Source organism: Pseudomonas simiae (assembly GCF_000934565.1).
Classification (GTDB): Bacteria; Pseudomonadota; Gammaproteobacteria; order Pseudomonadales; family Pseudomonadaceae; genus Aquipseudomonas; species Aquipseudomonas simiae.
Genome location: NZ_CP010896.1, coordinates 2056914 through 2083239, shown reverse-complemented (window position 1 = coordinate 2083239; position 26326 = coordinate 2056914). Strand labels below are relative to the sequence as shown.

The following is a 26326-nucleotide window of genomic DNA, read 5'->3' as shown; positions in this document are numbered from 1 at the left end:
TCTCGTTGAAGAAGGTCGACGCCGCTTCCTGCGGTTGAAAGATCAGTCCTTGTGAAAATGTGCTGCACCATACCAAAAATGCGGAAACACTTTGTATCCATTTGCCCAACGGCAGGTTCATGAGCCGCTTTTATGAGGAAAGTCGTAGAGGAAGAGCGTGCGCTGGTCGGGATGCAAAAAGAGGGGATTCATGAGGAGTGGCGCTTCAATGGTCTGTTATCGGTGACGGCGTTGACCAGCAGTGCACGGCAATGAGTCTCTACGTACTTTCCGACCGCCCAAAACAAAACCCCTGTCTGCGTTAGCAAACAGGGGTTCTGGAATTTAATCTTGACGATGACCTACTCTCACATGGGGAAACCCCACACTACCATCGGCGATGCATCGTTTCACTGCTGAGTTCGGGATGGGATCAGGTGGTTCCAATGCTCTATGGTCGTCAAGAAATTCGGGTACTGAGTCGTGACCTAATGGCCTCGCTTCAGCAAATTGGGTATGTGACAGATCGGTGTTTTGTGAGATATCGAACTTTCGGTTCGTATCATCTTCACACACCGCAATCTGATGCTCGTTAGAGTAGTCAAATTGCTTGGGTGTTATATGGTCAAGCCTCACGGGCAATTAGTATTGGTTAGCTCAACGCCTCACAGCGCTTACACACCCAACCTATCAACGTCGTAGTCTTCGACGGCCCTTCAGGGAACTCAAGGTTCCAGTGAGATCTCATCTTGAGGCTAGTTTCCCGCTTAGATGCTTTCAGCGGTTATCTATTCCGAACATAGCTACCCGGCAATGCCACTGGCGTGACAACCGGAACACCAGAGGTTCGTCCACTCCGGTCCTCTCGTACTAGGAGCAGCCCCTCTCAAATCTCAAACGTCCACGGCAGATAGGGACCGAACTGTCTCACGACGTTCTAAACCCAGCTCGCGTACCACTTTAAATGGCGAACAGCCATACCCTTGGGACCGGCTTCAGCCCCAGGATGTGATGAGCCGACATCGAGGTGCCAAACACCGCCGTCGATATGAACTCTTGGGCGGTATCAGCCTGTTATCCCCGGAGTACCTTTTATCCGTTGAGCGATGGCCCTTCCATACAGAACCACCGGATCACTAAGACCTACTTTCGTACCTGCTCGACGTGTCTGTCTCGCAGTCAAGCGCGCTTTTGCCTTTATACTCTACGACCGATTTCCGACCGGTCTGAGCGCACCTTCGTACTCCTCCGTTACTCTTTAGGAGGAGACCGCCCCAGTCAAACTACCCACCATACACTGTCCTCGATCCGGATAACGGACCTGAGTTAGAACCTCAAAGTTGCCAGGGTGGTATTTCAAGGATGGCTCCACGCGAACTGGCGTCCACGCTTCAAAGCCTCCCACCTATCCTACACAAGCAAATTCAAAGTCCAGTGCAAAGCTATAGTAAAGGTTCACGGGGTCTTTCCGTCTAGCCGCGGATACACTGCATCTTCACAGCGATTTCAATTTCACTGAGTCTCGGGTGGAGACAGCGCCGCCATCGTTACGCCATTCGTGCAGGTCGGAACTTACCCGACAAGGAATTTCGCTACCTTAGGACCGTTATAGTTACGGCCGCCGTTTACCGGGGCTTCGATCAAGAGCTTCGCGTTAGCTAACCCCATCAATTAACCTTCCGGCACCGGGCAGGCGTCACACCCTATACGTCCACTTTCGTGTTTGCAGAGTGCTGTGTTTTTAATAAACAGTCGCAGCGGCCTGGTATCTTCGACCGGCATGAGCTTACGGAGCAAGTCCTTCACCCTCACCGGCGCACCTTCTCCCGAAGTTACGGTGCCATTTTGCCTAGTTCCTTCACCCGAGTTCTCTCAAGCGCCTTGGTATTCTCTACCCAACCACCTGTGTCGGTTTGGGGTACGGTTCCTGGTTACCTGAAGCTTAGAAGCTTTTCTTGGAAGCATGGCATCAACCACTTCGCTAACTAAAAGTTAGCTCGTCATCAGCTCTCGGCCTTAAGATCCCGGATTTACCTAAGATCTCAGCCTACCACCTTAAACTTGGACAACCAACGCCAAGCTGGCCTAGCCTTCTCCGTCCCTCCATCGCAATAACCAGAAGTACAGGAATATTAACCTGTTTTCCATCGACTACGCTTTTCAGCCTCGCCTTAGGGACCGACTAACCCTGCGTCGATTAACGTTGCGCAGGAAACCTTGGTCTTTCGGCGTGGGTGTTTTTCACACCCATTGTCGTTACTCATGTCAGCATTCGCACTTCTGATACCTCCAGCAAGCTTCTCAACTCACCTTCACAGGCTTACAGAACGCTCCTCTACCGCATCACTTACGTGATACCCGTAGCTTCGGTGTATGGTTTGAGCCCCGTTACATCTTCCGCGCAGGCCGACTCGACTAGTGAGCTATTACGCTTTCTTTAAAGGGTGGCTGCTTCTAAGCCAACCTCCTAGCTGTCTAAGCCTTCCCACATCGTTTCCCACTTAACCATAACTTTGGGACCTTAGCTGACGGTCTGGGTTGTTTCCCTTTTCACGACGGACGTTAGCACCCGCCGTGTGTCTCCCATGCTCGGCACTTGTAGGTATTCGGAGTTTGCATCGGTTTGGTAAGTCGGGATGACCCCCTAGCCGAAACAGTGCTCTACCCCCTACAGTGATACATGAGGCGCTACCTAAATAGCTTTCGAGGAGAACCAGCTATCTCCGAGCTTGATTAGCCTTTCACTCCGATCCACAGGTCATCCGCTAACTTTTCAACGGTAGTCGGTTCGGTCCTCCAGTTAGTGTTACCCAACCTTCAACCTGCCCATGGATAGATCGCCCGGTTTCGGGTCTATTCCCAGCGACTAGACGCCCTATTAAGACTCGCTTTCGCTACGCCTCCCCTATTCGGTTAAGCTCGCCACTGAAAATAAGTCGCTGACCCATTATACAAAAGGTACGCAGTCACCCAACAAAGTGGGCTCCCACTGCTTGTACGCATACGGTTTCAGGATCTATTTCACTCCCCTCTCCGGGGTTCTTTTCGCCTTTCCCTCACGGTACTAGTTCACTATCGGTCAGTCAGTAGTATTTAGCCTTGGAGGATGGTCCCCCCATATTCAGACAAAGTTTCTCGTGCTCCGTCCTACTCGATTTCATGACTAAGAGATTTTCGCGTACAGGGCTATCACCCACTATGGCCGTACTTTCCAGAACGTTCCGCTAATCTCAAAGCCACTTAAGGGCTAGTCCCCGTTCGCTCGCCACTACTAAGGGAATCTCGGTTGATTTCTTTTCCTCAGGGTACTTAGATGTTTCAGTTCCCCTGGTTCGCCTCTTGCACCTATGTATTCAGTACAAGATAACCATCTTATGATGGCTGGGTTCCCCCATTCAGACATCTCCGGATCAAAGTCTGTTTGCCGACTCCCCGAAGCTTTTCGCAGGCTACCACGTCTTTCATCGCCTCTGACTGCCAAGGCATCCACCGTATGCGCTTCTTCACTTGACCATATAACCCCAAGCAATCTGGTTATACTGTGAAGACAACATTCGCCGAAAATTCGAATTTCTCAACTAAGAGAACTCACAAATTTTACCTTAGCCTGATCCGTTACCAGTGAAAGTAACGTTCAGTCTATCTTTCTATCACATACCCAAATTTTTAAAGAACGATCTAATCAAAGACTAGAAATCAATATTCACACTTGAATATTCATTTCTAAACTCTAACAGCAGAAGCAGTTATATGGTGGAGCCAAACGGGATCGAACCGTTGACCTCCTGCGTGCAAGGCAGGCGCTCTCCCAGCTGAGCTATGGCCCCATAACAAAATTGGTGGGTCTGGGCAGATTCGAACTGCCGACCTCACCCTTATCAGGGGTGCGCTCTAACCAACTGAGCTACAGACCCAATTTCGAGCGCAACTGATTAGCTATGAGCTATCAGCTTGGAGCTTAAAGCTGCTTCTATCGTCTTCTTCAATGAATCAAGCAATTCGTGTGGGAACTTATGGAGCAGCTGATGTCGTCGATTAAGGAGGTGATCCAGCCGCAGGTTCCCCTACGGCTACCTTGTTACGACTTCACCCCAGTCATGAATCACACCGTGGTAACCGTCCCCCCGAAGGTTAGACTAGCTACTTCTGGTGCAACCCACTCCCATGGTGTGACGGGCGGTGTGTACAAGGCCCGGGAACGTATTCACCGCGACATTCTGATTCGCGATTACTAGCGATTCCGACTTCACGCAGTCGAGTTGCAGACTGCGATCCGGACTACGATCGGTTTTATGGGATTAGCTCCACCTCGCGGCTTGGCAACCCTCTGTACCGACCATTGTAGCACGTGTGTAGCCCAGGCCGTAAGGGCCATGATGACTTGACGTCATCCCCACCTTCCTCCGGTTTGTCACCGGCAGTCTCCTTAGAGTGCCCACCATTACGTGCTGGTAACTAAGGACAAGGGTTGCGCTCGTTACGGGACTTAACCCAACATCTCACGACACGAGCTGACGACAGCCATGCAGCACCTGTCTCAATGTTCCCGAAGGCACCAATCTATCTCTAGAAAGTTCATTGGATGTCAAGGCCTGGTAAGGTTCTTCGCGTTGCTTCGAATTAAACCACATGCTCCACCGCTTGTGCGGGCCCCCGTCAATTCATTTGAGTTTTAACCTTGCGGCCGTACTCCCCAGGCGGTCAACTTAATGCGTTAGCTGCGCCACTAAAAGCTCAAGGCTTCCAACGGCTAGTTGACATCGTTTACGGCGTGGACTACCAGGGTATCTAATCCTGTTTGCTCCCCACGCTTTCGCACCTCAGTGTCAGTATTAGTCCAGGTGGTCGCCTTCGCCACTGGTGTTCCTTCCTATATCTACGCATTTCACCGCTACACAGGAAATTCCACCACCCTCTACCATACTCTAGTCAGTCAGTTTTGAATGCAGTTCCCAGGTTGAGCCCGGGGATTTCACATCCAACTTAACAAACCACCTACGCGCGCTTTACGCCCAGTAATTCCGATTAACGCTTGCACCCTCTGTATTACCGCGGCTGCTGGCACAGAGTTAGCCGGTGCTTATTCTGTCGGTAACGTCAAAACAATCACGTATTAGGTAACTGCCCTTCCTCCCAACTTAAAGTGCTTTACAATCCGAAGACCTTCTTCACACACGCGGCATGGCTGGATCAGGCTTTCGCCCATTGTCCAATATTCCCCACTGCTGCCTCCCGTAGGAGTCTGGACCGTGTCTCAGTTCCAGTGTGACTGATCATCCTCTCAGACCAGTTACGGATCGTCGCCTTGGTGAGCCATTACCTCACCAACTAGCTAATCCGACCTAGGCTCATCTGATAGCGCAAGGCCCGAAGGTCCCCTGCTTTCTCCCGTAGGACGTATGCGGTATTAGCGTTCGTTTCCGAACGTTATCCCCCACTACCAGGCAGATTCCTAGGCATTACTCACCCGTCCGCCGCTCTCAAGAGAAGCAAGCTTCTCTCTACCGCTCGACTTGCATGTGTTAGGCCTGCCGCCAGCGTTCAATCTGAGCCATGATCAAACTCTTCAGTTCAAACATCTTTGGGTTTTTAAGAAACCCTAAACTTGGCTCAGCAATCGTTGGTTACATCTTTGATTTCTCGCGGAGTAACTTGTGATGCTGATAATCTTGTTGACTATCAGTCTGACTCCACAAGCACCCACACGAATTGCTTGATTCAGTTGTTAAAGAGCGGTTGGTTAAGATCTTTCGTCTCAACCGAGGCGCGCATTCTACAGCAGCCTCATTTGCTGTCAAGTGATTATTTTCAGAAGTTTTCGAAGAATTCTTCAACAACTTCAACCACTTGCGCCTTCGATCTCTCGTTAGCGGGAGGCGAATTCTACAGCGTTACACGCTGCTGTCAACACCTCTTTTTCAACTCCCTTTTGGCTTCGATGAACTGAAGCAACTTGCTGCCGAAACTTACATAACTCATTGTTTACCAAGGAGTTTTCCGTTTCGACTGCGCCGGAAGTGGGGCGAATTATAGACTTCTGAAATCTGCCGTCAACTCCTAATTTGGTTTTTCTATCAAAGGCGCTGGAAACTTCAAAATCCGCCCTTTATAAAAACGTCAGAAGGATAGTTGAGCAATATATTGCCCATTCTCAAACAGTTAAGCATCATAGCGCCCATGCTTCTTTTACTATGACTTTGGACAAACACTCCCAAATGACCACCTCCCCCCGCAGCCTGGGCGCGACATTGTTCCCCATTGGCCTGCTGCTGATCGCCATGGCCTCCATCCAGTCCGGCGCCTCGCTGGCCAAGACCATGTTCCCTATCGTCGGGGCACAGGGCACCACGGCACTGCGCCTGATTTTTGCCAGCGTGATCATGCTGTTTCTATTACGCCCATGGCGCGCCACGTTGACGGCAAAGTCCCTGCGAACGGTGATCATCTATGGAATGGCATTGGGCGGCATGAACTTCCTCTTCTATATGTCCCTGCGCAGCGTACCTTTGGGGATTGCGGTCGCCCTGGAATTCACCGGCCCGTTGGCTGTCGCTATCTATGCCTCTCGACGCGCAGTCGACTTCCTGTGGATTGCCCTGGCGATCATCGGCTTGCTCTTGCTTATCCCACTGGGCGAAGCGAGCAGCGGGATCGATCTAGTGGGAGCGAGCTACGCCCTGGGTGCCGGGGTCTGCTGGGCGCTCTACATTCTGTATGGTCAGAAAGCCGGTAATGACAACGGCGTGCAGACCGCCGCCCTTGGCGTAATGATCGCAGCCTTGTTTGTTGCCCCTATCGGCATCGTCCATGCAGGCAGCGCATTGCTGACCCCCGCGTTGATCCCTATCGCCATCGGTGTGGCCATTCTGTCCACCGCTCTGCCCTATACCCTGGAAATGGTCGCACTGACGCGCCTTCCCGCCCGCACCTTCGGCACGCTCATGAGCATCGAACCAGCGTTTGGCGCCTTCTCCGGCCTGTTGTTCCTGCACGAACACCTGTCATTCGCGCAGTGGCTGGCGATCATTTGCATCATCTTGGCCTCCGTAGGCGCAACGGTGACGATGCGCAACGACTCAAAACCGCTGGTTCCAGCCGATTGAAGCCTGTTTGAATGTAGCTCTGGCATTTGGCGCTCATTTAGGCCATGTTTAAGCGGTCAACAAATGTCATTCATGGAGAACTCCGACAAGGACAGCGCTAACGCGACACCCGAGAGCGAGTAGAGCCGCCTGTAGCACTGCAGGGTGGCTATTAAGGATAGGAATGAAGCGAATTTTTATACTGTTAATGGTCATGGCGATTGCCGGTTGTGCCGCGACCACCAAGACAGAAGTGAAACGTGGCAAAAAAGGGCTGCATATCAACTGTTCCGGCCTGTCTTCTTCCTGGGACCAGTGCTACACCAGCGCAACCAACTCTTGCGGCGCCAAGGGCTATCGGGTTATCGCAAAGTCCGGTGACAACTCCGAGGAACCAGGGGACTACCCCTTCGGCCTCAATCCTGCCGGCTATACCAGCCGAAGCATGATCGTCATCTGTAAATAGTTGCTCGAGCAGTCATCCCCTGACTGCTCCTATTAAATTCCAGATACAAATCCAGCCCTTCGCGGCGCTGCGTCTAAACTCCTGCTCGACTATCGAGCCAACGGAGTTCCCATGACGCACAACAAGAAAATCGTATTGGTAGTGGGCGCCGGTGACGCAACCGGCGGCGCCATTGCCAAACGCTTTGCCCGCGAAGGCTATGTGGCCTGCGTGACACGCCGCAGTGCCGACAAGCTGCAGCCACTGGTAGACAGTATTCAAGCTGCAGGCGGCGAGACCCATGGGTTTGCCTGCGATGCACGTAAGGAAGACGACGTCATCGCACTGATCGAAAACATCGAAACCAACCTGGGCCCCATCGAAGCCTTCGTGTTCAACATCGGCGCCAACGTCCCGTGCAGCATCCTCGAAGAAACCGCGCGCAAGTATTTCAAGATCTGGGAGATGGCCTGTTTTTCGGGCTTCCTGAATGCACGCGAGGTGGCCAAGCGCATGGTCACGCGCAATCGAGGCACCATTCTGTTCACAGGAGCCACCGCAGGATTGCGCGGTGCGGCAGGTTTTGCTGCATTCGCCGGGGCCAAGCACGGAATTCGGGCGCTTGCGCAGAGCATGGCGCGGGAATTGGGCCCCAGGAACATCCACGTCGCCCATATCGTGGTCGACGGCGCCATTGACACCGACTTCATTCGCGACAATTTTCCGCAAAAATACGCGCTCAAGGACCAGGACGGCATCCTCAACCCCGAGCACATCGCCGATAACTATTGGTACCTGCATAGCCAGCCACGCGATGCCTGGACCTTCGAACTGGACCTGCGTCCCTGGAATGAACCCTGGTGAGCACGCCCCATAACAATAAGCAGCGAGCATCGACCATGAGTAAAACCTTGGAATTCTTCTTTGACCTCGGCAGCCCTGCCACCTACCTGGCCTACACTCAACTGCCGGCGTTGTGCGCGGCAACCGGTACGCAGTTGGTGTACAAGCCCATGCTGTTGGGCGGCGTGTTCAAGGCCACCGGCAACGCCTCTCCAATCACCGTTCCCGCAAAAGGTCGCTACATGTTTGATGACCTGGCACGTTATGCCCGTCGCTACAACGTGCCGCTCCAGTTCAACCCGCATTTTCCCATCAACACCCTGGTATTGATGCGCGTGATCACCGGCGTCCAATTGCACCACCCTGAACGTTTCCAGGACGTTGTCGATTGCCTGTTCCGCGCGCTCTGGGTCGATGGCCGCCACTTGGGAGACCCCACTGTGGTGGCTGCCGTGCTCACCGAACATGGCTTTGACCCGGATGAGCTGCTGGCACTGGCTAATGAAGAACGTGTAAAGGCTGCCCTCAAAGACAACACCGAACAGGCCGTTCAACGCGGCGTGTTCGGTGCACCCAGCATGTTTGTAGGCAAACAGTTGTTCTTCGGTCAGGACCGTCTGGATTTCGTGCGTGAAGCCTTGAGTTAGATCTCGATCGCCAAGCGCCCTTGCGCGCCGCCTGCGAGCAGATCGTAAGCGGCGTTTGCACTGTGCAAATCGAATTGATGCCCATCCATGATCGGCTTGAGCTTGCCGGCATCGATCAACCGCGCGGCCTCGGAAAGGATCTGCCCGTGATGTTCACACCCTTTTGCAGTCAACAACGGTAACAAGGTAAACACGCCAGAGTAGCTCGCCCCACGAAAGGACAACGGCGCCAGGCTGTGTTGCCCCCATCCCAGGCAACTCACTACATGACCGTGATAGGTCTTGGCCGCTCGGAAGGATGCATCCAGCGTCTCCCCGCCGACGGTGTCATACACAATGTCGAAACCTTCGCCCGCGGTGTACTGCGCGACATAGGCTTCAACCGTCTGCTGCTGATAATCGATGAACGTCGCGCCAAGCCCCTCGATGACCGAGCGATGCCTGGCAGAGCCTGTGGCATACACCTGCGCGCCGTAAACAAGCGCCAATTGCACCGCGACATGCCCTACCCCGCCAGCACCACCCTGGATCAACACTTTGTGTGCAGAACCTACCTGAGCCCGGTCCACCAAACCCTCCCAAGCCGTAATCAACACCAGCGGCAACACCGCCGCTTCACGCATGCTCAAGGTCGCGGGTTTCTTCGCCAGCAAGCGCGCATCAACTACCGCATATTCCGCCAGCGAGCCCTGTGCGCCGCCAATCCCGGTTGCCAACGCATACACATCATCGCCAACCTGCCACCCACCCGCGCCAGGGCCGACGGCTTCAACGGTGCCCGCCAAGTCCATCCCGAGTACCGCCGGCAGAGGTTGGCGCGCATGAGCAGCCTGGCCTGCGCGAATTTTGCCGTCCAATGGGTTAAGGCCACTGGCGCGAATCCGAACCAGCACTTGGCCAGCGCCGGCCACTGGCTTGGGCATTGTCGTCAGCCGAAACGGCGCATCCACGGCGTCCACAATCAAAGCGTGCATATCAGTCATGTTGGCGATCTCGTGTCATAGGAGGATGAAGCCCATGATCCGTCTGCCGACTCATGCTGATAAGACGCTAAAAAGCTATAGTGCTCATGCCCATTTGGCATGGTTCGGACAGCTCATGGACAAACTCAACGCAATGGCGATTTTCGTTCGGGTAATTGAACGCGGCAGTTTTTCCGCCGTCGCCCGGGAAATGCAGACCACCCAGCCCACCATCAGCAAAATACTGCGCGCCCTGGAAACCGAACTGGGCGGCAAGTTGATTGCCCGCAGTACGCGCCAACTGTCTCTGACCGACGAAGGTCAACGGTACTACAGCCATTGCCGTGAAATCCTCGCCGCCGTGGACGCTGCCGAACACAGTTTCCAGACCGGCAAAGAGGCGATCGCCGGTCCCTTGCGCATCGGTTCGTCGGTCAGTTTCGGGCGCCTGCATATTGCTGCCCGCCTCAGCGATTTCCTGCAGCAATACCCTGACGTGCAGGTGGACCTGCAACTCAACGATCACCTGCAGGACATGGTCAGCGAAGGCCTGGACGTGACTCTGCGAATTGGCGAATTGCGCGACAGTGGCTTGATTGCACGACAGATCGGTACCACCCACCGGGTCACCCTGGCCAGCCCGGACTACCTGGCCCGCCATCCCGCGCCCCAAACCCCGCATGAGCTCAGCCAGCACAACTGTCTGCTTTTCAACCTGCTCAGCAGCCAGAACCAGTGGGTGTACGAAAAGGAGGGCACGCGACACAGCGTGCGCATCACCGGCAACGCCCAGAGCAACAACTCCGAAGCGGTGCGGGAAATGGTGTTGACGGGGCTCGGCATTGCGCTGTCGCCCCTATGGTTGTTCTACGACGATTTGAAGGCCGGCCGCGTGGTCGCACTGTTGCAGGACTACACCGCGCAGTCGCTGCCGATCCATGCGGTGTCGGCGCCCAACCGTCGCCAGTCAGCCCGGGTCAAGGCATTCGTCGACTATATGGCCGACGCCCTGGCCCAGGCCCCTGAACTGCAGGCGATCAAATAGCCGCAGTGCGTACCTGCAGCCACTCAAGCGCAGCACCACTGAGTAACGGGCTTAACCGCGCACGCACTTCAGCGTGGTAAGCGTTGAACCACTCGCGCTCGTCCGCCGTCAGCAGCGCGGGCTCCAGGCAGCGCGTATCGATCGGGCACAAGGTCAGGGTTTCGAACTTCAGGAACTCGCCGAACTCAGTCTTGCCGGCTTCGCGGTTGAGCACCAGGTTCTCGATGCGCACACCCCAACGTCCCGGACGGTAGGTGCCCGGCTCAATGGACGTGATCATCCCCGGCTGCATCGCCGTTTGCGGCGCCGTGGCGGCCTGATAGGCAATCACTTGCGGGCCTTCATGCACATTGAGGAAATAGCCTACACCGTGCCCGGTGCCGTGGCCGTAGTCCACGCCTTCCGCCCAGATCGGCGCGCGGGCAATGGCGTCCAGCAGTGGTGACAGGATCCCTTTCGGGAAGTGTGCACGGGACAAGGCGATGACGCCCTTGAGTACGCGGGTGCAGTCACGCTTCTGCTCGTCACTCGGCGTGCCGATAGGCACCATCCGCGTGATATCCGTGGTGCCGCCCAGGTACTGGCCACCCGAGTCAATCAGCAACAAGCCATCACCTTCGATCAGCGCATGCTCTTCTTCAGTGGCATGGTAATGCGGCATTGCGCCATTGGCGTTGTAGGCTGCGATGGTGTTGAAACTCAGCGATACATAACCGGGCCGACGGGTGCGCGCAGCGGTCAGGTGTTCGTCAATGGTCAGTTCGGTGATACGTTCGCGACCCAACGCACTCTCCAGCCAGGCGAAAAATTCGCACAGCGCCGCGCCATCCTGCTCCATGGCTTGGCGGATATGTTCCGCGTCGGCAAGACTCTTGCGGGACTTGGCCAATGTGGTCGGGTTAAGCCCTTCGACCAGCTTGACGCCAGCATCCAGGTTTTCCAGCAGGCCAGCGGTGACGCGCGCCGGGTCCACCTGCAAGCTGGCGCCCGCAGGCACCGCGCGCAACGCGTCAGCCACTTCGCTGTAGTCGCGCAGCGTCACGCCATCCTGCTCCAGCACCGCCCGCAGCTCACCATCGACTTTGCTCAGCGCCACGAACAACGTGGCTTGCTGCTGATTGATCAATGCAAAGGACACAAACACCGGGTTAAAGGAAACATCACCACCGCGCAAGTTGAACAGCCAGGCGATGTCATCCAGGGTTGCAATGAAATGCCAATCGGCGCCCTTCTCTTTCAAGGCGGCGCGCAGTGAGGCGAGTTTTTCACCACGGCTGACAGTGGCCTGCGGTGGCAAATGTTGATAGATCGGCTGGTTCGGCAATGCCGGGCGGTCTTTCCAGACTTCATCCAACAGGTCGACATCCGTACGCAGTCGGGCGCCACGCTCTGCCAACTTGCCACCCAGGGTTCGCGCCGACGCCACAGCCATGACTGCACCGTCCACCGCGACGACACCCCCTTCCGGTGTTTGCTCGGCCAGCCACTCCAGTGGCCCGGGTTGGCCCGGCTGCAGCTTGACCAGTTCGATGCCGCTGCCCTTGAGTTCCTTGGTCGCCTGTTCCCAGTAACGGCTGTCGGCCCACACACCGGCGAAATCCGCAGTGACAATCAGCGTCCCCACCGAACCATGAAACCCCGACAACCATTGCCGCCCCTGCCAGTAACCCGGCAGGTATTCGGACAGGTGCGGGTCGGCCGACGGCACCAGCAGGGCGTGAATGCCCTCGCGGCTCATCAGTTCACGGGTATGCGCCAGGCGCTGGGGAACCGTTCCATGGGTCAAAGGCTGCGTACTCATTGTGTCTCCTGCTAACCACGAATAATTATTATGTGTTGCGATAGATGAATCAGACCGCCCAGAAGGCCGGTGCACTGGCCAGGGCTGACTTGATCAACTGCACTGCCTGGTCAATATCCTGTTCGGTGGTAAACCGGCCCAGGCTCAAGCGAATGGTACGGCCGGCGCTGCGTGCATCATGGCCCAGGGCGAGCAGCACATGGGACGGCGCGTTACTCGCCGAATTGCAGGCGGACGTCGCAGAGAACGCGATCCCCGCGCTCAACGCAGCGGCATTGAATTCGCCTTCACTGAACGTGAGGCTCAGGGTGTGTGGAATACGTTGCGTGGCGCTGCCATTGAGGCGCACGCCGGCCACCGACGCCAACTGGTCCAGCAGGCGCTGGCGCAGAGCCACGATCACCGCCTTTTCTTCGGCAAAAGACGCCGCCGCCAACGCAAACGCGGTGCCCATGCCGGCAATCTGATGCGTTGCCAAGGTGCCGGAGCGCAGGCCGCCTTCGTGACCGCCGCCGTGAATCTGCGCCAACACCTTCTGCTGCGCCCGCGGGCCGACATACAAAGCGCCGACACCTTTGGGGCCATACAGTTTGTGGGCCGAAAACGACATCAAGTCCACCGGCCACTGCGCCAGGTCGATCGCCACCTTGCCCGCCCCCTGCGCCGCATCCACATGCAACAACGCACCGTGCTCACGCACGCGAGCGCCGATGGCCGGGATGTCGTTGAGGGTGCCCAATTCGTTATTCACCAGCATCAGCGACACCAGGAAGGTGTCCTCGCGCAAGGCTTCACCGACAGCATCGGCGCTGATCAGGCCTTCGGCATCCGGCACCAGGTAGGTCACGGCCACGCCCGCTTCCTGCAGTTGTCGCGCGGTATCCAGGGTGGCCTTGTGTTCGATCTGGCTGGTGATGATATGCCCACCCGCCACACCTCGCGCCTGGGCCACGCCCTTGATCGCAAGGTTGTTGGATTCGGTGGCGCCGGAAGTCCAGACGATTTGTTCCGGGTTGGCACCGACCAACTCGGCCACCTGACGACGCGCCTGTTCGACCGTGTGCCGCGCCGCCTGGCCGAACGCGTGGGAACTGGACGCAGGGTTACCGAAGTTGGCATTGAAGCCCAGACACTCGACCATCACCTGGATGACCCGCTCATCCACCGGGGTGGTGGCGGCGTAGTCGAAATACAGCGGACGTTTATTCATGACATTGAAAACTCGCAGAGCAGGTTCCCGAGAGCAGCGTCTCAGGGGCACGGACCGGGACAGAGGTCGTCAGGTTTAACCGATCGAATGCCATTAAAGAAGGACCACTTTATGTAAATGTGCGTAGGAACGCTCCTGAAATTCAGCTTAACAGGCTGAAGTCGCCCCATGGAAAACAAAAAGCCCGAGGTTCCTTAAGGGAAACCTCGGGCTTTTTGCCGTCGGACGCAGGCTCAACTGGGACGACCATGCAGGGTCACACTGCGTTCGGCGTTCATTTCGCCTTGACGATCAAAGCCGAAGGGTCTCTGTGGCTGGCCGGTGAGTGCAGCGCGCTGCTGTTGATATTCATCAAATGACAAACCACGACGACTCAACGCTTCCAGGGCCAACTGTTTGGTTTCTTCGGCGGTGTAAGGGCGCATCTCTGGCGATGGATGGGTCGCACATCCAGCAAGGACAGCACTGACAATCAATAAGGAAACAGCGAGGAATCGGTTCATGGCGGTGGCCCTGCAAAGGAGGTTTCGAGTCAATGAACACAGGCTACTCCCGCCCTCGCGCAGGGAAAAATCACCTGCCGTGATAGTTGCTATCAACCGCTGAAGCACCTTCGATAGCGGCGCTTTCATATTCCTTTATGATCTATAAATATGGAAATACGTTCATTTACGGAATAAAAGTAACCCTCTATAAATGATGCTGCACGGCGACAGCACTGTTGCCCACGCAACTGTGTCGCTAGCAACAGTCATTCAACAAATCACCAGGCAGCCAACACCCGCACTTTTCAGCAGTGAGCCTGCAACCCACGCCGTTCAAGGCCTGCACCCGTTGGTACAGCTCTTGCTCAACCGGTTGTACCCCTTTGCTATGAACCACTGTTGAAAAAGGAACTGTTCATGACCCGTCCCCTGAATGTCGTCGCCCTCTCCGGCGGAACCTGGCGTCCGTCCCGCACCCTCGTACTGACCCAGGCTGTACTGGCTGAAATCGCTACGTTGCTGCCGATCGAGACCACCCTGATCGAACTGGGCGACATCGCTCGGCCTCTCGGCGGCGCGTTGTCGCGCGATGAGTTGCCCGCCGATGTCGAGGCGCAACTGTTGGCCATCGAACAGGCCGACCTGCTGATCGTCGCGGCGCCGGTCTATCGCGGTTCCTACCCAGGTTTGCTCAAGCATTTGTTCGACCTGATCGGCCTCAATGCGTTGGTCAACACACCCGTGCTCCTGGCTGCAACCGGCGGCAGTGAACGTCACGCGCTGGTCCTCGATCATCAGTTGCGTCCGCTGTTCAGCTTCTTCCAGGCGCTGACCCTGCCCGTCGGCGTGTACACCACCGAGGCGGACTTCACCGACTACCAAATAACCAGCGACCTATTAAAAGCCCGTATTCAACTGGCGGCAGAACGTGCAGCACCGTTGTTCACTGCGCACGCCCCCTCTCTGCTGAAAATCGCTTAAGGATTTGTCATGGATGTTTTCTGGTTCCTGCCCACTCACGGCGACGGTCATTACCTGGGCACCACACAAGGTGCAAGGCCGGTCACTCTCAATTACCTGAAGCAAGTCGCACAGGCGGCTGACAGCCTGGGTTACCACGGCGTGCTGATTCCTACCGGGCGCTCGTGCGAAGACTCCTGGGTCATCGCCTCGGCGCTGGTGCCGTTGACCGAACGCCTGCGTTACTTGGTGGCCATTCGTCCGGGCATCATCTCGCCCACCGTGTCGGCACGCATGGCGGCGACCCTGGACCGCCTGTCCAACGGCCGCCTGCTGATCAACGTGGTGACCGGCGGCGACCCCGACGAAAACCGCGGCGACGGCAGCTTCCTTGACCACAGCGAACGCTACGAAGTCTCCGACGAATTCCTACAGATCTGGCGCCGCGTATTGCAGGGCGAATCGGTAGATTTCGAAGGCAAACACTTGCGCGTACAGAACGCCAAAGCGCTTTATCCGCCGGTGCAGAAGCCTTATCCGCCGCTGTATTTCGGCGGTTCTTCCGATGCCGCCCACGACCTCGCCGCCGAGCAGGTCGATGTGTACCTGACCTGGGGCGAACCGCCGGCCGCCGTCGCGGAAAAACTTGCGGATGTGCGTGAGCGCGCCGCACGCCACGGGCGCACCGTGAAATTCGGCATCCGCCTGCATGTGATCGTGCGCGAGACCGAAGAGGACGCCTGGAAAGCCGCCGACAAACTGATCGAGCACATCAGCGACGAAACCATCGCCGCCGCGCAAAAATCCTTCTCGCGCTTCGATTCCGAAGGCCAGCGCCGCATGGCCGCCCTGCATGACGGGCGCCGCGACAACTTGGAAATCGCCCCCAACCTGTGGGCCGGCGTCGGCCTGGTGCGCGGTGGTGCCGGCACCGCGTTGGTCGGCAACCCGCAGCAAGTGGCCGAGCGCATCAAGGAATACGCAGACCTGGGGATCGAGAGCTTCATCTTCTCCGGCTACCCGCACCTGGAAGAAGCCTATCGCTTCGCCGAGCTGGTGTTCCCGTTGCTGCCGGAACCCTACGCCAGCCTTGCCGGGCGCGGCGTCACCAACCTCACTGGCCCGTTCGGCGAAATGATTGCCAACGATGTACTGCCGACGACAAAGGCCTGAACCGCTGCCCTTCTGTAGGCGCCGGCTTGCCAGCGCCTACAAGGCAAATAGAGGAATCCCCCGTGACAGCCAACCCCCACAGCGTCCTGCCCTCCCCTTTGCAGACCGCCAAACGGCTGGCCGCCGAATTCGCCCGCACCGCCGTCGAGCGTGACGAGCGCGGTGGCACGCCCAAAGCCGAACGCGACGCCCTGCGCCAGAGCGGCCTGCTGGCCCTGAGTATTCCCATCCAATACGGCGGCCTCGGCGCACGCTGGAGCGACACCCTCGGCATCGTGCGCGAATTCGCCAAGGTCGACAGTTCGATCGCCCATGTCTTCGGTTTTCACCACTTGATGCTCGCCACCGTGCGCCTGTTTTCACGCCCGGACCAATGGCAGCCCTGGTTCGAACAGACTGCACGCAAAAACTGGTTTTGGGGCAATGCCCTCAACCCGCTGGACACGCGCACGGTGGTCAAGGATTTCGGCGGCTGGCGCGAGTTTTCCGGCAAAAAGAGCTTCTGCTCCGGCGCCAGCGACTCGGAAATGCTGATCGCCTCGGCGGTGGATGAAACCGCCGGCGGCAAGCTGCTGATCGCCGCCATCCCCAGCGGCCGCAGCGGCATTACTTTGCACAACGATTGGAACAATATCGGCCAGCGCCAGACCGACAGCGGCAGCGCGAGCTTCGAACGGGTGCGCGTCGAAGAATCCGAACTGCTGCTCGATCCCGGCCCGCTGAGCACGCCGTTTGCCTGCCTGCGCCCGTTGATCGCGCAGTTGACCTTCACGCATATGTTCCTCGGTATAGCCGAAGGCGCTTTCGAAGAAGCGCGCAACTACACGCTCACCGAAACCCGTTCGTGGCATAAATCCAGTGCCGAAGACGTGCGCCAGGACCCTTACGTGCTGCATCACTACGGAGAATTCTGGGTCGCCCTTGAAGGTGTGCACCTGCTGGTGGAGCGCGCCGCCGAGTTGCTCGACCAAGCCTGGGCAAAGGGCCCGAACCTCAGCGAAAACGAGCGTGGCCAACTGGCTATCGCTATCGCCACCGCCAAGGTCGCCGCGACCCGCCAAGGTCTCGACTTGTGCAGCCGCCTGTTCGAAGTGACCGGCGCGCGCTCCACCCACGCATCGCTGCGCCTGGACCGCCACTGGCGCAACCTGCGCACGCAAACCCTGCACGACCCGGTGGACTACAAGCTCCACGAACTCGGGGATTGGGCATTGAACCAAGCCCTGCCGATTCCAACGTTCTATTCCTAAGAGAGGTGCCCATGCAGCTTTTGACCCTACCGCCCTCGCCCGCCCTCGCGACGTCGATCCGCGCCACGGCCCAGGTCTTCGAAGACCCTAAATCCCAGGCGTTGCTCGACCACATCCAGCAAGTGGCGCCCAGCGAAGCCAGCGTGTTGATCATCGGCGAGACCGGGACCGGTAAAGAACTGGTGGCACGGCATATCCACAACCTCAGCGCGCGGCGCAACCGGCCATTCGTGGCGGTGAACTGCGGTGCGTTCTCCGAATCCCTGGTGGAAGCCGAGCTGTTCGGCCACGAAAAAGGCGCCTTCACCGGCGCCCTCAGTGCCAAGGCCGGCTGGTTCGAAGAGGCCGACGGCGGCACGTTGTTTCTGGATGAGATCGGCGATTTGCCGATGGCGATCCAGGTCAAGCTGTTGCGCGTCCTACAGGAACGCGAAGTGGTACGCCTGGGGTCGCGCAAGAGCATTCCGATTGATGTGCGGGTCCTGGCCGCCACCAACGTGCAACTGGAAAAAGCCATCAATGCCGGGCATTTTCGCGAGGACCTCTACTACCGTCTCGACGTGGTCAGCCTGGAGCTCAGCCCCTTGCGTGACCGGCCAGGCGATATCTTGCCGCTGACCCGGCATTTTATCGAAGCCTACAGCCAGCGCCTGGGTTACGGGCCGATCACCATCAGCCGCGAGGCCGAGCACAAACTCAAGAGCTACAGTTGGCCGGGCAACATCCGTGAACTGGAAAACGTGATTCACCACACCCTGCTGATCTGCCGCGATGGCGTGATCGAACGCGACGATTTACGCCTGTCGAACATGCGCATCGAGCGTCAGGACGACAGCCAGCACGGCACTGACAACAGCGCCGAAGCGTTGCTGGCGCGGGCCTTCCAAAAGCTGTTTGAGGAACAGGCCGGGGCCCTGCATGAAAAGGTCGAGGACGCCCTGCTCCGCGCCGCCTACCGTTTCAGCCATTACAACCAGGTGCACACCGCCAACCTGCTGGGCTTGAGCCGCAACGTCACGCGCACACGCCTGATCAAGATCGGCGAGTTGGCGGTGAACAAACGCCGCCCAGGCGAAAACGTGCAGGGCGAGCGCATGCTGCACCTATCCATTTAGACGGCAGTGCAATGCGTTATCGTGGCTACGCTCGAAGCTGCGCAGCACTTGGAACGAACCGAAGGTCACGGCCGTGGCCTGGTGGGCGCGAATCAGCGTCCAGAAATCCTCCTCGCCGTGCTCGAAGCATTTGAACGCCGCCTCGCCATCCTCGCGCGAGCGCCATTGCAGGTAATTGAGCACCCGCCGGCCGTCATCGCTGACTTGCACACTTGCATTGATAAAGCCGCCATGGCCTTGGGCCAGGCGTTCGCTTTGAGTGGTCAACGCCGCCACCAGGGCCCGTTGCTGCCGGGGCTCGATCTGAAACTCGATCAATTGAGTGAAGCTGCGATTTTTCTCTAATACCTGCATGAACACTCCCCTTTCTCTGTAGGCAGAATCTTGCGATTCGATGCCACGCAGGGTAAAACCTCTAGTTAAGTCAAGGTCAAGCGCTGTTTGGGAGTTTTTTCATGCTCAACAAGGAACTCACCGTCGGCCAACTCGCCGCCCGCAGTGGCGTCGCGGTCACGGCCCTGCATTTCTATGAAGCCAAGGGGCTGATCAAGAGCAACCGCAATGCCGGCAACCAGCGCCGCTATCCACGGGATGTGCTGCGGCGTGTGGTGGTGATCAAGATCGCCCAGCGTTTGGGCATTCCGCTGGCGACGATCGGCGAGACGTTGCAGACGCTCCCGGACGGGCGCACGCCCAATGCCCAGGATTGGGAGCGTTTATCGGCGCTGTGGCGCGAAGACCTGGATGAACGCATCAACAAGCTGATGCTGCTGCGCGACAAGCTCAGTGGCTGTATTGGCTGCGGGTGTCTGTCGCTGGAGGCATGTCCGTTGCGTAATCAGGATGACAAACTCGGCGAGTGCGGGCCAGGGGCACAGCTGTTGGAGCCCACCTCCCAATCACTGAAGTGACACCCTCATAATCAGAAACCAGCGGCGATCTGGCCTTTGTAACGGGTCAGGATGAACTGGCGCACCTCATCGGCATTCGAAGCAGGCGGTTTGGCGGTAAGAACGCTGACCCGGCGCGCTTAGGGCGCAGCAATCTGCCCGCTCACTCTTGCCTGGCGGACACCTCGTCGGCTGCCCGCAGGCCACGCAATCCGTGGCCTATAGTTAAAAGGCCGTCCCTCCACCACCATCAAGGAGAACGATATGAGCGTTAAACCGATTCCCGAGGGTTATCACAGCGTCACGCCGTATATGGGCATCAACAATGCCGCTGAAGCCATCGAGTTCTACAAGAAAGCCTTCGGCGCCACCCAGGTCATGCGCCTGGACATGCCCGATGGCAAAGTCGGCCATGCCGAGCTGCGCATTGGTGACTCGGCAATCATGCTGGGCACGCCCTGCGATGAAATGGCGCTGCGCAATCCGGATGAACACACCAGTGTCGGTTTGCATCTGTATGTGAAGGATGTCGACGCGCAGTTCAAGCAAGCGGTGGCTGCGGGCGCTGTGGTCGTGTCCGAGCCGAAAGACCAGTTCTACGGCGACCGCTCCGCTAGCGTGAAGGATCCGTTCGGGCATCTGTGGTTCCTGGCCACGCATAAGGAAGATTTGACCGAAGCACAGATCCGCCAGCGTGCCATGGAGATGTTCAAGCAAGCCTGAAATAGCTGAGGCAACATCTATCAAATGTAGGTGCTGGCTTGCCGGCGATGCACACAACTCGTTCTACCAGGCGCACCGAGTCGATTTCATCGCCGGCAAGCCAGCTCCTACACACTTCATGAACAACCCCTCCACGTTTTCGCCCTTGCCCCGAACGCTGTGTGATTCCAGGATGCAAGCAATTACAAAGAGGAGTCATTCCATGTTCGCCGGATTCCAAAAAGACCAGTGCCACGTCAACGGCGTGGACATCAGTTACCGCCAAGGCGGTACAGGTCCCGGTCTGCTCCTGTTGCACGGGCACCCGCAAACCCACGTCATCTGGCATAAAGTCGCCGAACAGCTGGCTGAACACTTCACCGTGGTGGCCGCCGACCTGCGCGGCTATGGCGACAGCAGCAAGCCGCCAGCCAATGACGACCACTCCAACTATTCGAAACGCGAAATGGCCCGGGACAGCGCCGAGCTGATGAAGGCCTTGGGCTTCGCGCAGTTTTCGGTGCTGGCCCACGACCGTGGCGCCCGCGTTGCCCATCGCCTGGCCCTGGACCATCCCGCCGCCGTGCAGCGCATGGTGCTGCTGGACATCGCCCCTACCCTGTCGATGTATGCACAGACCGACGAAGCCTTCGCCCGCGCCTACTGGCACTGGTTCTTCCTGATCCGCCCGGCGCCGTTGCCGGAAGCCTTGATCGAGAGCAACCCGGAGCTGTACCTGCGCAGCGTAATGGGCAGTCGCAGCGCCGGGCTCAAGCCATTTACCGATGAGGCCTTCGCCGAGTACCTGCGCTGCCTGAAACTGCCGGGGGCCGCCACTGGCCTCTGTGAGGACTACCGTGCTGCCGCCGGTATCGACCTTGAGCACGACCAGGCGGACATCGACGCCGGTAACCACCTGAACCTGCCGTTGCTGGTGATGTGGGGTGCCGAAGGCACGGTCGGCCGCTGTTTCGAGCCGCTCAAGGAATGGCAGAAAGTCGCCACCGACGTGCGCGGCAAGGCCCTGCCGGCCGGCCATTACATCGCCGAAGAAGCCCCCGAGTTGCTGCTGGGCGAAGTCCTGACCTTCCTTCGCTGAACCACTCAGTAAACCCGTGACCTGACCCACCCGCCTCGCAGGCTGCCAATGGCCTGCGACGGGTTCGCTTTGCCCCAAGAAACGTACCGAGATAATAACAATGACAATCAGAAAACTGCTGGGAACCCTGTATATCCAGGTGCTCATCGCTATCGCGCTGGGCGTGTTGATCGGCCATCAATGGCCGCAGATCGGCATCGACCTCAAGCCCCTCGGCGATGGTTTTATCAAGCTGATCAAGATGATCATCGGCCCGATCATCTTCTGCACGGTGGTCTCCGGCATCACCAGCATGCACGACGTAAAACAGGTGGGCCGGGTCGGTGGCAAGGCGCTGCTGTACTTCGAGGTGGTCTCGACCATCGCCCTGTTGATCGGCATTCTCGCCGCACACCTGCTGCATCCGGGCGTGGGCTTCAATATCGATGTGAAGACCCTCGACAGTTCGGCCATCGCCGGTTTTGTCGGCCAGGCCGAACATGGCGAAGGCATCACCGGGTTCCTGCTGCATGTGATCCCCGCGACATTCTTCGATGCGTTTTCCAAGGGTGAAATCCTGCCGGTGCTATTCGTCTCCGTGCTGTTTGGCGTGGGCCTGGTAATGGTCGGTGAAAAGGGCCGGCCGCTGGTGGGCGTGATCAATCAGGCCAGCGAAGTGTTCTTCCGCATCGTCGGCATCATCAGCCGGGTCGCGCCGATCGGTGCCTTTGGTGCGATCGCGTTCACCATCGGTAAGTACGGTGTCGGTTCGTTGCTGCCCCTGCTGAAACTGGTGGGCACCTTCTATGTCACGGCGTTTTTCTTTATTGCCGTGGTGCTGGGCAGCATCGCCCGCTACGCCGGGTTCAGCATTTTCAAATTGATGGGCTACATCAAGTCAGAGCTGTTGATCGTGCTCGGTACCAGCTCGTCGGAGTCGGCGTTGCCTCAACTGATCCAGAAACTTGAAAGCCTGGGCGCCTCCAAGGGCGTGGTGGGCATCGTGGTGCCGACCGGCTACACCTTCAACCTCGACGGCACCAACATCTATATGACCCTGGCGGTGCTGTTCCTGGCCCAGGCCACTAACATCCACTTGCCACTGGAGCAGCAGTTGACCCTGTTGGCGGTGGCCATGCTGACCTCCAAGGGCGCGGGTGCGGTGGTCGGTGCGGGCTTCGTGGCGCTGGCCGCCAGCCTGGCGGTGGTGCCGACGGTGCCGGTGGCGGCGATGGTGTTGATCCTCGGCGTCGATCGCTTCATGGCCGAATGCCGCTCGTTGACCAATATTATCGGCAATGCCGTGGCCGCCCTGGTAGTGGCCGCCTGGGAAGGTGAGCTGGACCGCGAAAAAATGGCCCCTATCGCGCTCAAGCGCGGCCGCCATGCTCGGGCTGCCGAGGCTGCGGCCCAGGCCAAGATGGCCGCCGAGTAAGCGACAACACCCGGGCGTGCCGGAAGGCGCGTCCAAGCGGTGCTATTCTGGCGGCTCATGCCGCCACGCCTGTTTCTGATGACTAACAAGAAAGATACCGTGCCCCTACCCGAAGACCTGCGGGTGTTCCTGACCGTGATCCGCAAGGCCGGCTTCGCAGCGGCAGCCGATGAACTCGGGCTGTCGCCCGCGTATGTCAGCAAGCGTATCCAGATCCTCGAAACCACCCTGGCCACCCGCCTGCTGCACCGCACCAGCCGGCGCATCGCCCTGACCGAAGACGGCGAGCGGGTGCAGCGCTGGGCCGTGCGCATCCTGGAGGACTTCCAGCAACTCTCCGATGAACTCTCCGACGCCCACGACAGCCCCCGTGGGCGCCTGCATTTGTGCAGCAGCTTCGGCTTTGGCCGCAACCATGTGGCCCCGGCCCTGTCGCAGATGGCAGAACAATACCCGGACCTGGAAATCCGCCTGGACCTGTTCGACCGCGTGGTGGACATCGTCAGCGAAGGCTTCGACCTGGAGATCCGCGTGGGCGACGACATTCCCGGTCAACACATCGGCCGCCGGCTGGTGAGCAACCGCCGGGTACTGTGCGCCGCCCCGGCTTATCTGCAGCGCCACGGCACACCGCAACATTTGAGCGACCTGGAACAGCACGATTGCCTGGTGCTCAAAGAGCGCGATAACGCGTTTGGCATCTGGAACCTGGAACGCGACGGCGCCCAGGAAAGCGTGCGCGTGCGAGGGCCGCTGTCGTCGAACAATGGCGAGATTGTGTTGCAGTGGGCCTTGGATGGGCGCGGGGTGTTGCTGCGCTCGATGTGGGATGTGAAGCCGTTGCTGGAACAAGGCAAGCTGGTGCAGGTACTGCACGGATATACCCAGAGCGCGAATGTGTGGGCGGTGTACCCGACACGGCTGGCGTATTCCGGGAAGCTGCGCGCCTGCGTAGAGTTCTTGCAGGAGCACTTCAAAGGGCTCTCGATCTAGCCCATAGCGTTGCAAACCCAATCAAAAAAGTGAAAGCGGGCTTGCTCGCAAAAGCGGTGGGTCAGTCAGACATGTATTGGCTGACACACTGCACTCGCGAGCAAGCCCGCTCCTGCTTTTAGAGCTGGGTGTGTCAGTTGAGCCAGGGGTTGGATTGCAGGTGGCGGCGTTCAAAGGCCTTGATCTCGTCACTGCGCTGCAAGGTACTGCCGATGGCGTCCAGGCCTAGCAGCAGCGCAGTCTTACGCAACGTATCAATCTGGAACGCGATCACCTCGCCGTCCGCCAGGCGAATCTGCTGGGCTTCAAGGTCGACACTGATCTGCGCCTGGTCCGCCTGGCTGACGGTCTTGCCCAACGTCTGCAGCACCGCCTCGTCCAGGGTAATCAACAACACCCCGTTACGCTGGCAGTTGTCATAGAAAATCCCGGCAAAGCTGCTGCCGATCAAGGCGCGGATGCCCATCTGCTTCAGCCCCCACACCGCGTGTTCACGGCTGGAGCCGCAGCCGAAGTTCGGCCCTACCACCATAAAACTCGCGCCCTGCCAGGCCGGTTGGTTCAGCACAAACTCAGGGTTGGGCTCGCCGGAGGGCAAGAAGCGCAGGTCGAAGAACAGCCCACGGTCCAGGCCGCTGCGGTCGATGCCCTTGAGGAACTGCTTGGGCATGATTACGTCGGTGTCGATATTGGCCGCCAGCATCGGCGCGGCCTTGCCGGTGACCAGGGTGAACGGTTGCAGGCTCATGGGCGCGCTCCAACGTGGCGGATATCAGTGAGGCGGCCAGTAATGGCGGCGGCGGCGACCATCGCCGGGCTCATCAAGTGGGTACGTGCGCCCGCGCCCTGGCGACCTTCGAAGTTGCGGTTGGTGCTGGAGGCGCAGCGGTCGCCGGGAGCCAGCACGTCATCATTCATCGCCAGGCACATCGAGCAACCGGACTGACGCCATTCAAAGCCGGCGTCGATAAAAATCGCGGCCAGCCCTTCGGCTTCAGCCTGGTCCCGCACTTCGGTGGAGCCCGGCACGATCATCGCCCGTACGTGCTCGGCCACGTGTTTGCCGCGCACTACACTGGCGGCGTCGCGCAGGTCCTCAATGCGCGCATTGGTGCAGGAGCCGATGAATGCGTGGCTGATGACGATATCGCTCAGCCGCATGCCGGCTTCCAGGCCCATGTAATTGAGGGCGCGGCGCATGTCCTGACGCAGGATCAGGTCGCTGACGTCCTGCGGGTCGGGCACGCGGGCGCCGATGGGCGCGGCCTGGTCGGGGCTGGTGCCCCAGGTGACCATGGGCTCCAGGGTGGTGGCGTCGAGTTGCACCTCTTGGTCGAACACCGCGCCGACATCCGAGTGCAGCAAGCGCCAGCCCGCCAGCGCCTGGTCCCACAGCTCGCCTTGCGGCGCACGCGGCTTGCCCTTGAGGTAGGCGAAGACTTTTTCGTCCGGCGCCATGAACGCGCCCCGCGCACCGGCTTCCACTGCCATGTTGCAGATGGTCATGCGCGCCTCGACGCTCAACGCATCAAGGGTCGAGCCGCGAAATTCAATGGCATAGCCGGTGGCACCCGAGGCGCCGATCTTGCCGATCAGCGCCATGATCACGTCCTTGGACGTCAGGCCCGGCGCCAGGTCGCCGTCGACGCTCACGCACATCGTTTTCAGGCGCTTGTAGACCAGGGTCTGGGAAGCCAGCAGGTGTTCGATTTCCGAAGTACCGATGCCAAAACCGAAGGCACCCAGGGCCCCGTAGGTGGTGGTGTGGCTGTCACCGGCGGCAATCACCATGCCCGGCAGGATAAACCCCTGTTCCGGGGCGATCACGTGCTCAATGCCTTGACGCTTGTCGAGGATGTCCAGCAGTTCGATGCCGAAGTCCCGGCAGTTCTCGGCCAGGTAGGACACTTGCCGCGCCCCGCCGGCATCGGGCATCGCCGCGATGCGTTTGGGCGTGGTGGGGTTCACATGGTCGACCACGGCCAACGCCGTGCCGGGGCGCCATACGTTGCGCCCGGCTTCGCGCAGGCCGCTGAAGGCCTGGGGGCTGGTGTATTCGTTGATCACCTGGCGGTCTATATAAAGCAGGACATGGCCCTGGTCATCCAGGGGGCACACCGTGTGGGAATCGATGTGTTTGTCGTAAAGGGTTCTGGCAGTCATTTTTCTTAGGGCTCGCTTTGGATAGGGCTCACTCAACGGCATAAGCCCATCCTACGCAGCGGCCCCGC

The 26326-nt window shown here is 58.6% G+C and carries 22 protein-coding genes, 2 tRNA genes and 3 rRNA genes; 15 read left to right on the top strand and 12 right to left on the bottom strand.

Annotation, left to right across the window (positions count from 1 at the left end; all coding sequences use genetic code 11):
* Nucleotides 1–132 precede the first annotated feature (132 nt).
* Entirely contained in the window at nt 133–255 is a 123-nt protein-coding gene (locus PF1751_RS29640) for a hypothetical protein (protein ID WP_021492086.1), read from the top strand.
* Nucleotides 256–328: 73 nt separating this feature from the next.
* Here PF1751_RS29640 and rrf read toward each other — a convergent pair.
* The 5 genes from rrf to PF1751_RS09545 all read right to left on the bottom strand — a co-directional run bounded on the left by rrf (nt 329) and on the right by PF1751_RS09545 (nt 5552).
* Nucleotides 329–444 (bottom strand): 5S ribosomal RNA (rrf, locus tag PF1751_RS09565).
* Nucleotides 445–600: 156 nt separating this feature from the next.
* Nucleotides 601–3492, bottom strand: a 23S ribosomal RNA gene (locus tag PF1751_RS09560).
* A gap of 238 nt (nt 3493–3730) precedes the next feature.
* Nucleotides 3731–3806, bottom strand: a tRNA-Ala gene (locus PF1751_RS09555).
* A 10-nt stretch (nt 3807–3816) separates the two neighbouring features.
* A tRNA-Ile gene (locus PF1751_RS09550) sits at nt 3817–3893 on the bottom strand.
* A 122-nt stretch (nt 3894–4015) separates the two neighbouring features.
* Nucleotides 4016–5552 (bottom strand): 16S ribosomal RNA (locus PF1751_RS09545).
* Together the 16S, 23S and 5S rRNA genes with 2 tRNA genes alongside form the textbook arrangement of a ribosomal RNA operon.
* Nucleotides 5553–6194: 642 nt before the next feature.
* Between PF1751_RS09545 and rhtA the strand changes: the two genes are divergently transcribed.
* From rhtA to PF1751_RS09525, 4 genes are all read left to right on the top strand, one after another.
* A complete protein-coding gene (gene rhtA, locus PF1751_RS09540; protein ID WP_010211573.1) occupies nt 6195–7082 on the top strand; it encodes a threonine/homoserine exporter RhtA in 888 nt (295 codons plus the stop codon).
* A gap of 163 nt (nt 7083–7245) precedes the next feature.
* On the top strand, nt 7246–7527 hold the full coding sequence (locus PF1751_RS09535) for a hypothetical protein (protein WP_021492088.1): 282 nt from the start codon (nt 7246–7248) through the stop codon (nt 7525–7527).
* A 111-nt stretch (nt 7528–7638) separates the two neighbouring features.
* Nucleotides 7639–8370: an SDR family oxidoreductase gene (locus tag PF1751_RS09530; RefSeq protein WP_044286933.1), complete on the top strand. Its 732-nt coding sequence runs from the start codon at nt 7639–7641 to the stop codon at nt 8368–8370.
* A 35-nt stretch (nt 8371–8405) separates the two neighbouring features.
* Complete coding sequence (locus tag PF1751_RS09525; RefSeq protein ID WP_010211578.1) at nt 8406–8996, top strand: 2-hydroxychromene-2-carboxylate isomerase; 591 nt, start codon at nt 8406–8408, stop codon at nt 8994–8996.
* Here the strand turns inward: PF1751_RS09525 and PF1751_RS09520 are convergent.
* On the bottom strand, nt 8993–9979 hold the full coding sequence (locus PF1751_RS09520) for a zinc-dependent alcohol dehydrogenase family protein (protein WP_044286931.1): 987 nt from the start codon (nt 9977–9979) through the stop codon (nt 8993–8995). The genes PF1751_RS09525 and PF1751_RS09520 overlap by 4 nt on opposite strands.
* 115 nt (nt 9980–10094) lie before the next feature.
* Between PF1751_RS09520 and PF1751_RS09515 the strand changes: the two genes are divergently transcribed.
* Entirely contained in the window at nt 10095–11003 is a 909-nt protein-coding gene (locus tag PF1751_RS09515) for a LysR family transcriptional regulator (protein ID WP_042571648.1), read from the top strand.
* Here the strand turns inward: PF1751_RS09515 and PF1751_RS09510 are convergent.
* From PF1751_RS09510 to PF1751_RS09500, 3 genes are all read right to left on the bottom strand, one after another.
* Nucleotides 10996–12804: an aminopeptidase P family protein gene (locus PF1751_RS09510; RefSeq protein WP_042571649.1), complete on the bottom strand. Its 1809-nt coding sequence runs from the start codon at nt 12802–12804 to the stop codon at nt 10996–10998. The two genes, PF1751_RS09515 and PF1751_RS09510, sit on opposite strands and share 8 nt — an antisense overlap.
* Before the next feature lie 49 nt (nt 12805–12853).
* On the bottom strand, nt 12854–14014 hold the full coding sequence (locus PF1751_RS09505) for a cysteine desulfurase family protein (RefSeq protein WP_044286929.1): 1161 nt from the start codon (nt 14012–14014) through the stop codon (nt 12854–12856).
* A gap of 233 nt (nt 14015–14247) precedes the next feature.
* Nucleotides 14248–14517, bottom strand: coding sequence for a hypothetical protein (locus tag PF1751_RS09500; RefSeq protein WP_021492092.1), 270 nt, complete (start codon nt 14515–14517; stop codon nt 14248–14250).
* Nucleotides 14518–14916: 399 nt separating this feature from the next.
* Here PF1751_RS09500 and msuE point away from each other — a divergent pair, with 399 nt between their 5' ends.
* The 4 genes from msuE to PF1751_RS09480 all read left to right on the top strand — a co-directional run bounded on the left by msuE (nt 14917) and on the right by PF1751_RS09480 (nt 18997).
* Nucleotides 14917–15480: an FMN reductase gene (msuE, locus tag PF1751_RS09495; RefSeq protein WP_044286928.1), complete on the top strand. Its 564-nt coding sequence runs from the start codon at nt 14917–14919 to the stop codon at nt 15478–15480.
* Nucleotides 15481–15489: 9 nt separating this feature from the next.
* Nucleotides 15490–16632, top strand: a complete 1143-nt coding sequence (gene ssuD / locus PF1751_RS09490; RefSeq protein WP_010211585.1) for an FMNH2-dependent alkanesulfonate monooxygenase — start codon at nt 15490–15492, stop codon at nt 16630–16632.
* A gap of 62 nt (nt 16633–16694) precedes the next feature.
* Nucleotides 16695–17882: an acyl-CoA dehydrogenase family protein gene (locus tag PF1751_RS09485; RefSeq protein ID WP_021492094.1), complete on the top strand. Its 1188-nt coding sequence runs from the start codon at nt 16695–16697 to the stop codon at nt 17880–17882.
* Nucleotides 17883–17893: 11 nt separating this feature from the next.
* A complete protein-coding gene (locus PF1751_RS09480) occupies nt 17894–18997 on the top strand; it encodes a sigma-54 interaction domain-containing protein (protein ID WP_010211587.1) in 1104 nt (367 codons plus the stop codon).
* On the opposite strand, the gene PF1751_RS09475 is transcribed toward PF1751_RS09480, so the two are convergent.
* The gene (locus PF1751_RS09475) at nt 18986–19351 is read right to left on the bottom strand and encodes an antibiotic biosynthesis monooxygenase (protein ID WP_010211589.1); all 366 of its coding nucleotides are present in this window, start codon (nt 19349–19351) and stop codon (nt 18986–18988) included. The two genes, PF1751_RS09480 and PF1751_RS09475, sit on opposite strands and share 12 nt — an antisense overlap.
* Nucleotides 19352–19452: 101 nt before the next feature.
* Between PF1751_RS09475 and soxR the strand changes: the two genes are divergently transcribed.
* From soxR to PF1751_RS09450, 5 genes are all read left to right on the top strand, one after another.
* Nucleotides 19453–19908, top strand: coding sequence for a redox-sensitive transcriptional activator SoxR (gene soxR, locus PF1751_RS09470; protein ID WP_010211590.1), 456 nt, complete (start codon nt 19453–19455; stop codon nt 19906–19908).
* A 243-nt stretch (nt 19909–20151) separates the two neighbouring features.
* Nucleotides 20152–20610: a VOC family protein gene (locus PF1751_RS09465; RefSeq protein ID WP_021492097.1), complete on the top strand. Its 459-nt coding sequence runs from the start codon at nt 20152–20154 to the stop codon at nt 20608–20610.
* 202 nt (nt 20611–20812) lie between these two features.
* The gene (locus PF1751_RS09460) at nt 20813–21688 is read left to right on the top strand and encodes an alpha/beta fold hydrolase (RefSeq protein WP_010211592.1); all 876 of its coding nucleotides are present in this window, start codon (nt 20813–20815) and stop codon (nt 21686–21688) included.
* Between the two features lie 100 nt (nt 21689–21788).
* Nucleotides 21789–23102: a dicarboxylate/amino acid:cation symporter gene (locus PF1751_RS09455; RefSeq protein ID WP_010211593.1), complete on the top strand. Its 1314-nt coding sequence runs from the start codon at nt 21789–21791 to the stop codon at nt 23100–23102.
* 78 nt (nt 23103–23180) lie between these two features.
* Complete coding sequence (locus tag PF1751_RS09450; RefSeq protein WP_198729970.1) at nt 23181–24095, top strand: LysR substrate-binding domain-containing protein; 915 nt, start codon at nt 23181–23183, stop codon at nt 24093–24095.
* A 133-nt stretch (nt 24096–24228) separates the two neighbouring features.
* On the opposite strand, the gene leuD is transcribed toward PF1751_RS09450, so the two are convergent.
* Both leuD and leuC read right to left on the bottom strand, forming a co-directional pair.
* A complete protein-coding gene (leuD, locus tag PF1751_RS09445) occupies nt 24229–24843 on the bottom strand; it encodes a 3-isopropylmalate dehydratase small subunit (protein ID WP_042571650.1) in 615 nt (204 codons plus the stop codon).
* The gene (gene leuC / locus PF1751_RS09440; protein ID WP_010211596.1) at nt 24840–26258 is read right to left on the bottom strand and encodes a 3-isopropylmalate dehydratase large subunit; all 1419 of its coding nucleotides are present in this window, start codon (nt 26256–26258) and stop codon (nt 24840–24842) included. Before leuC ends, leuD begins: the two co-directional genes overlap by 4 nt.
* Nucleotides 26259–26326 lie beyond the last annotated feature (68 nt).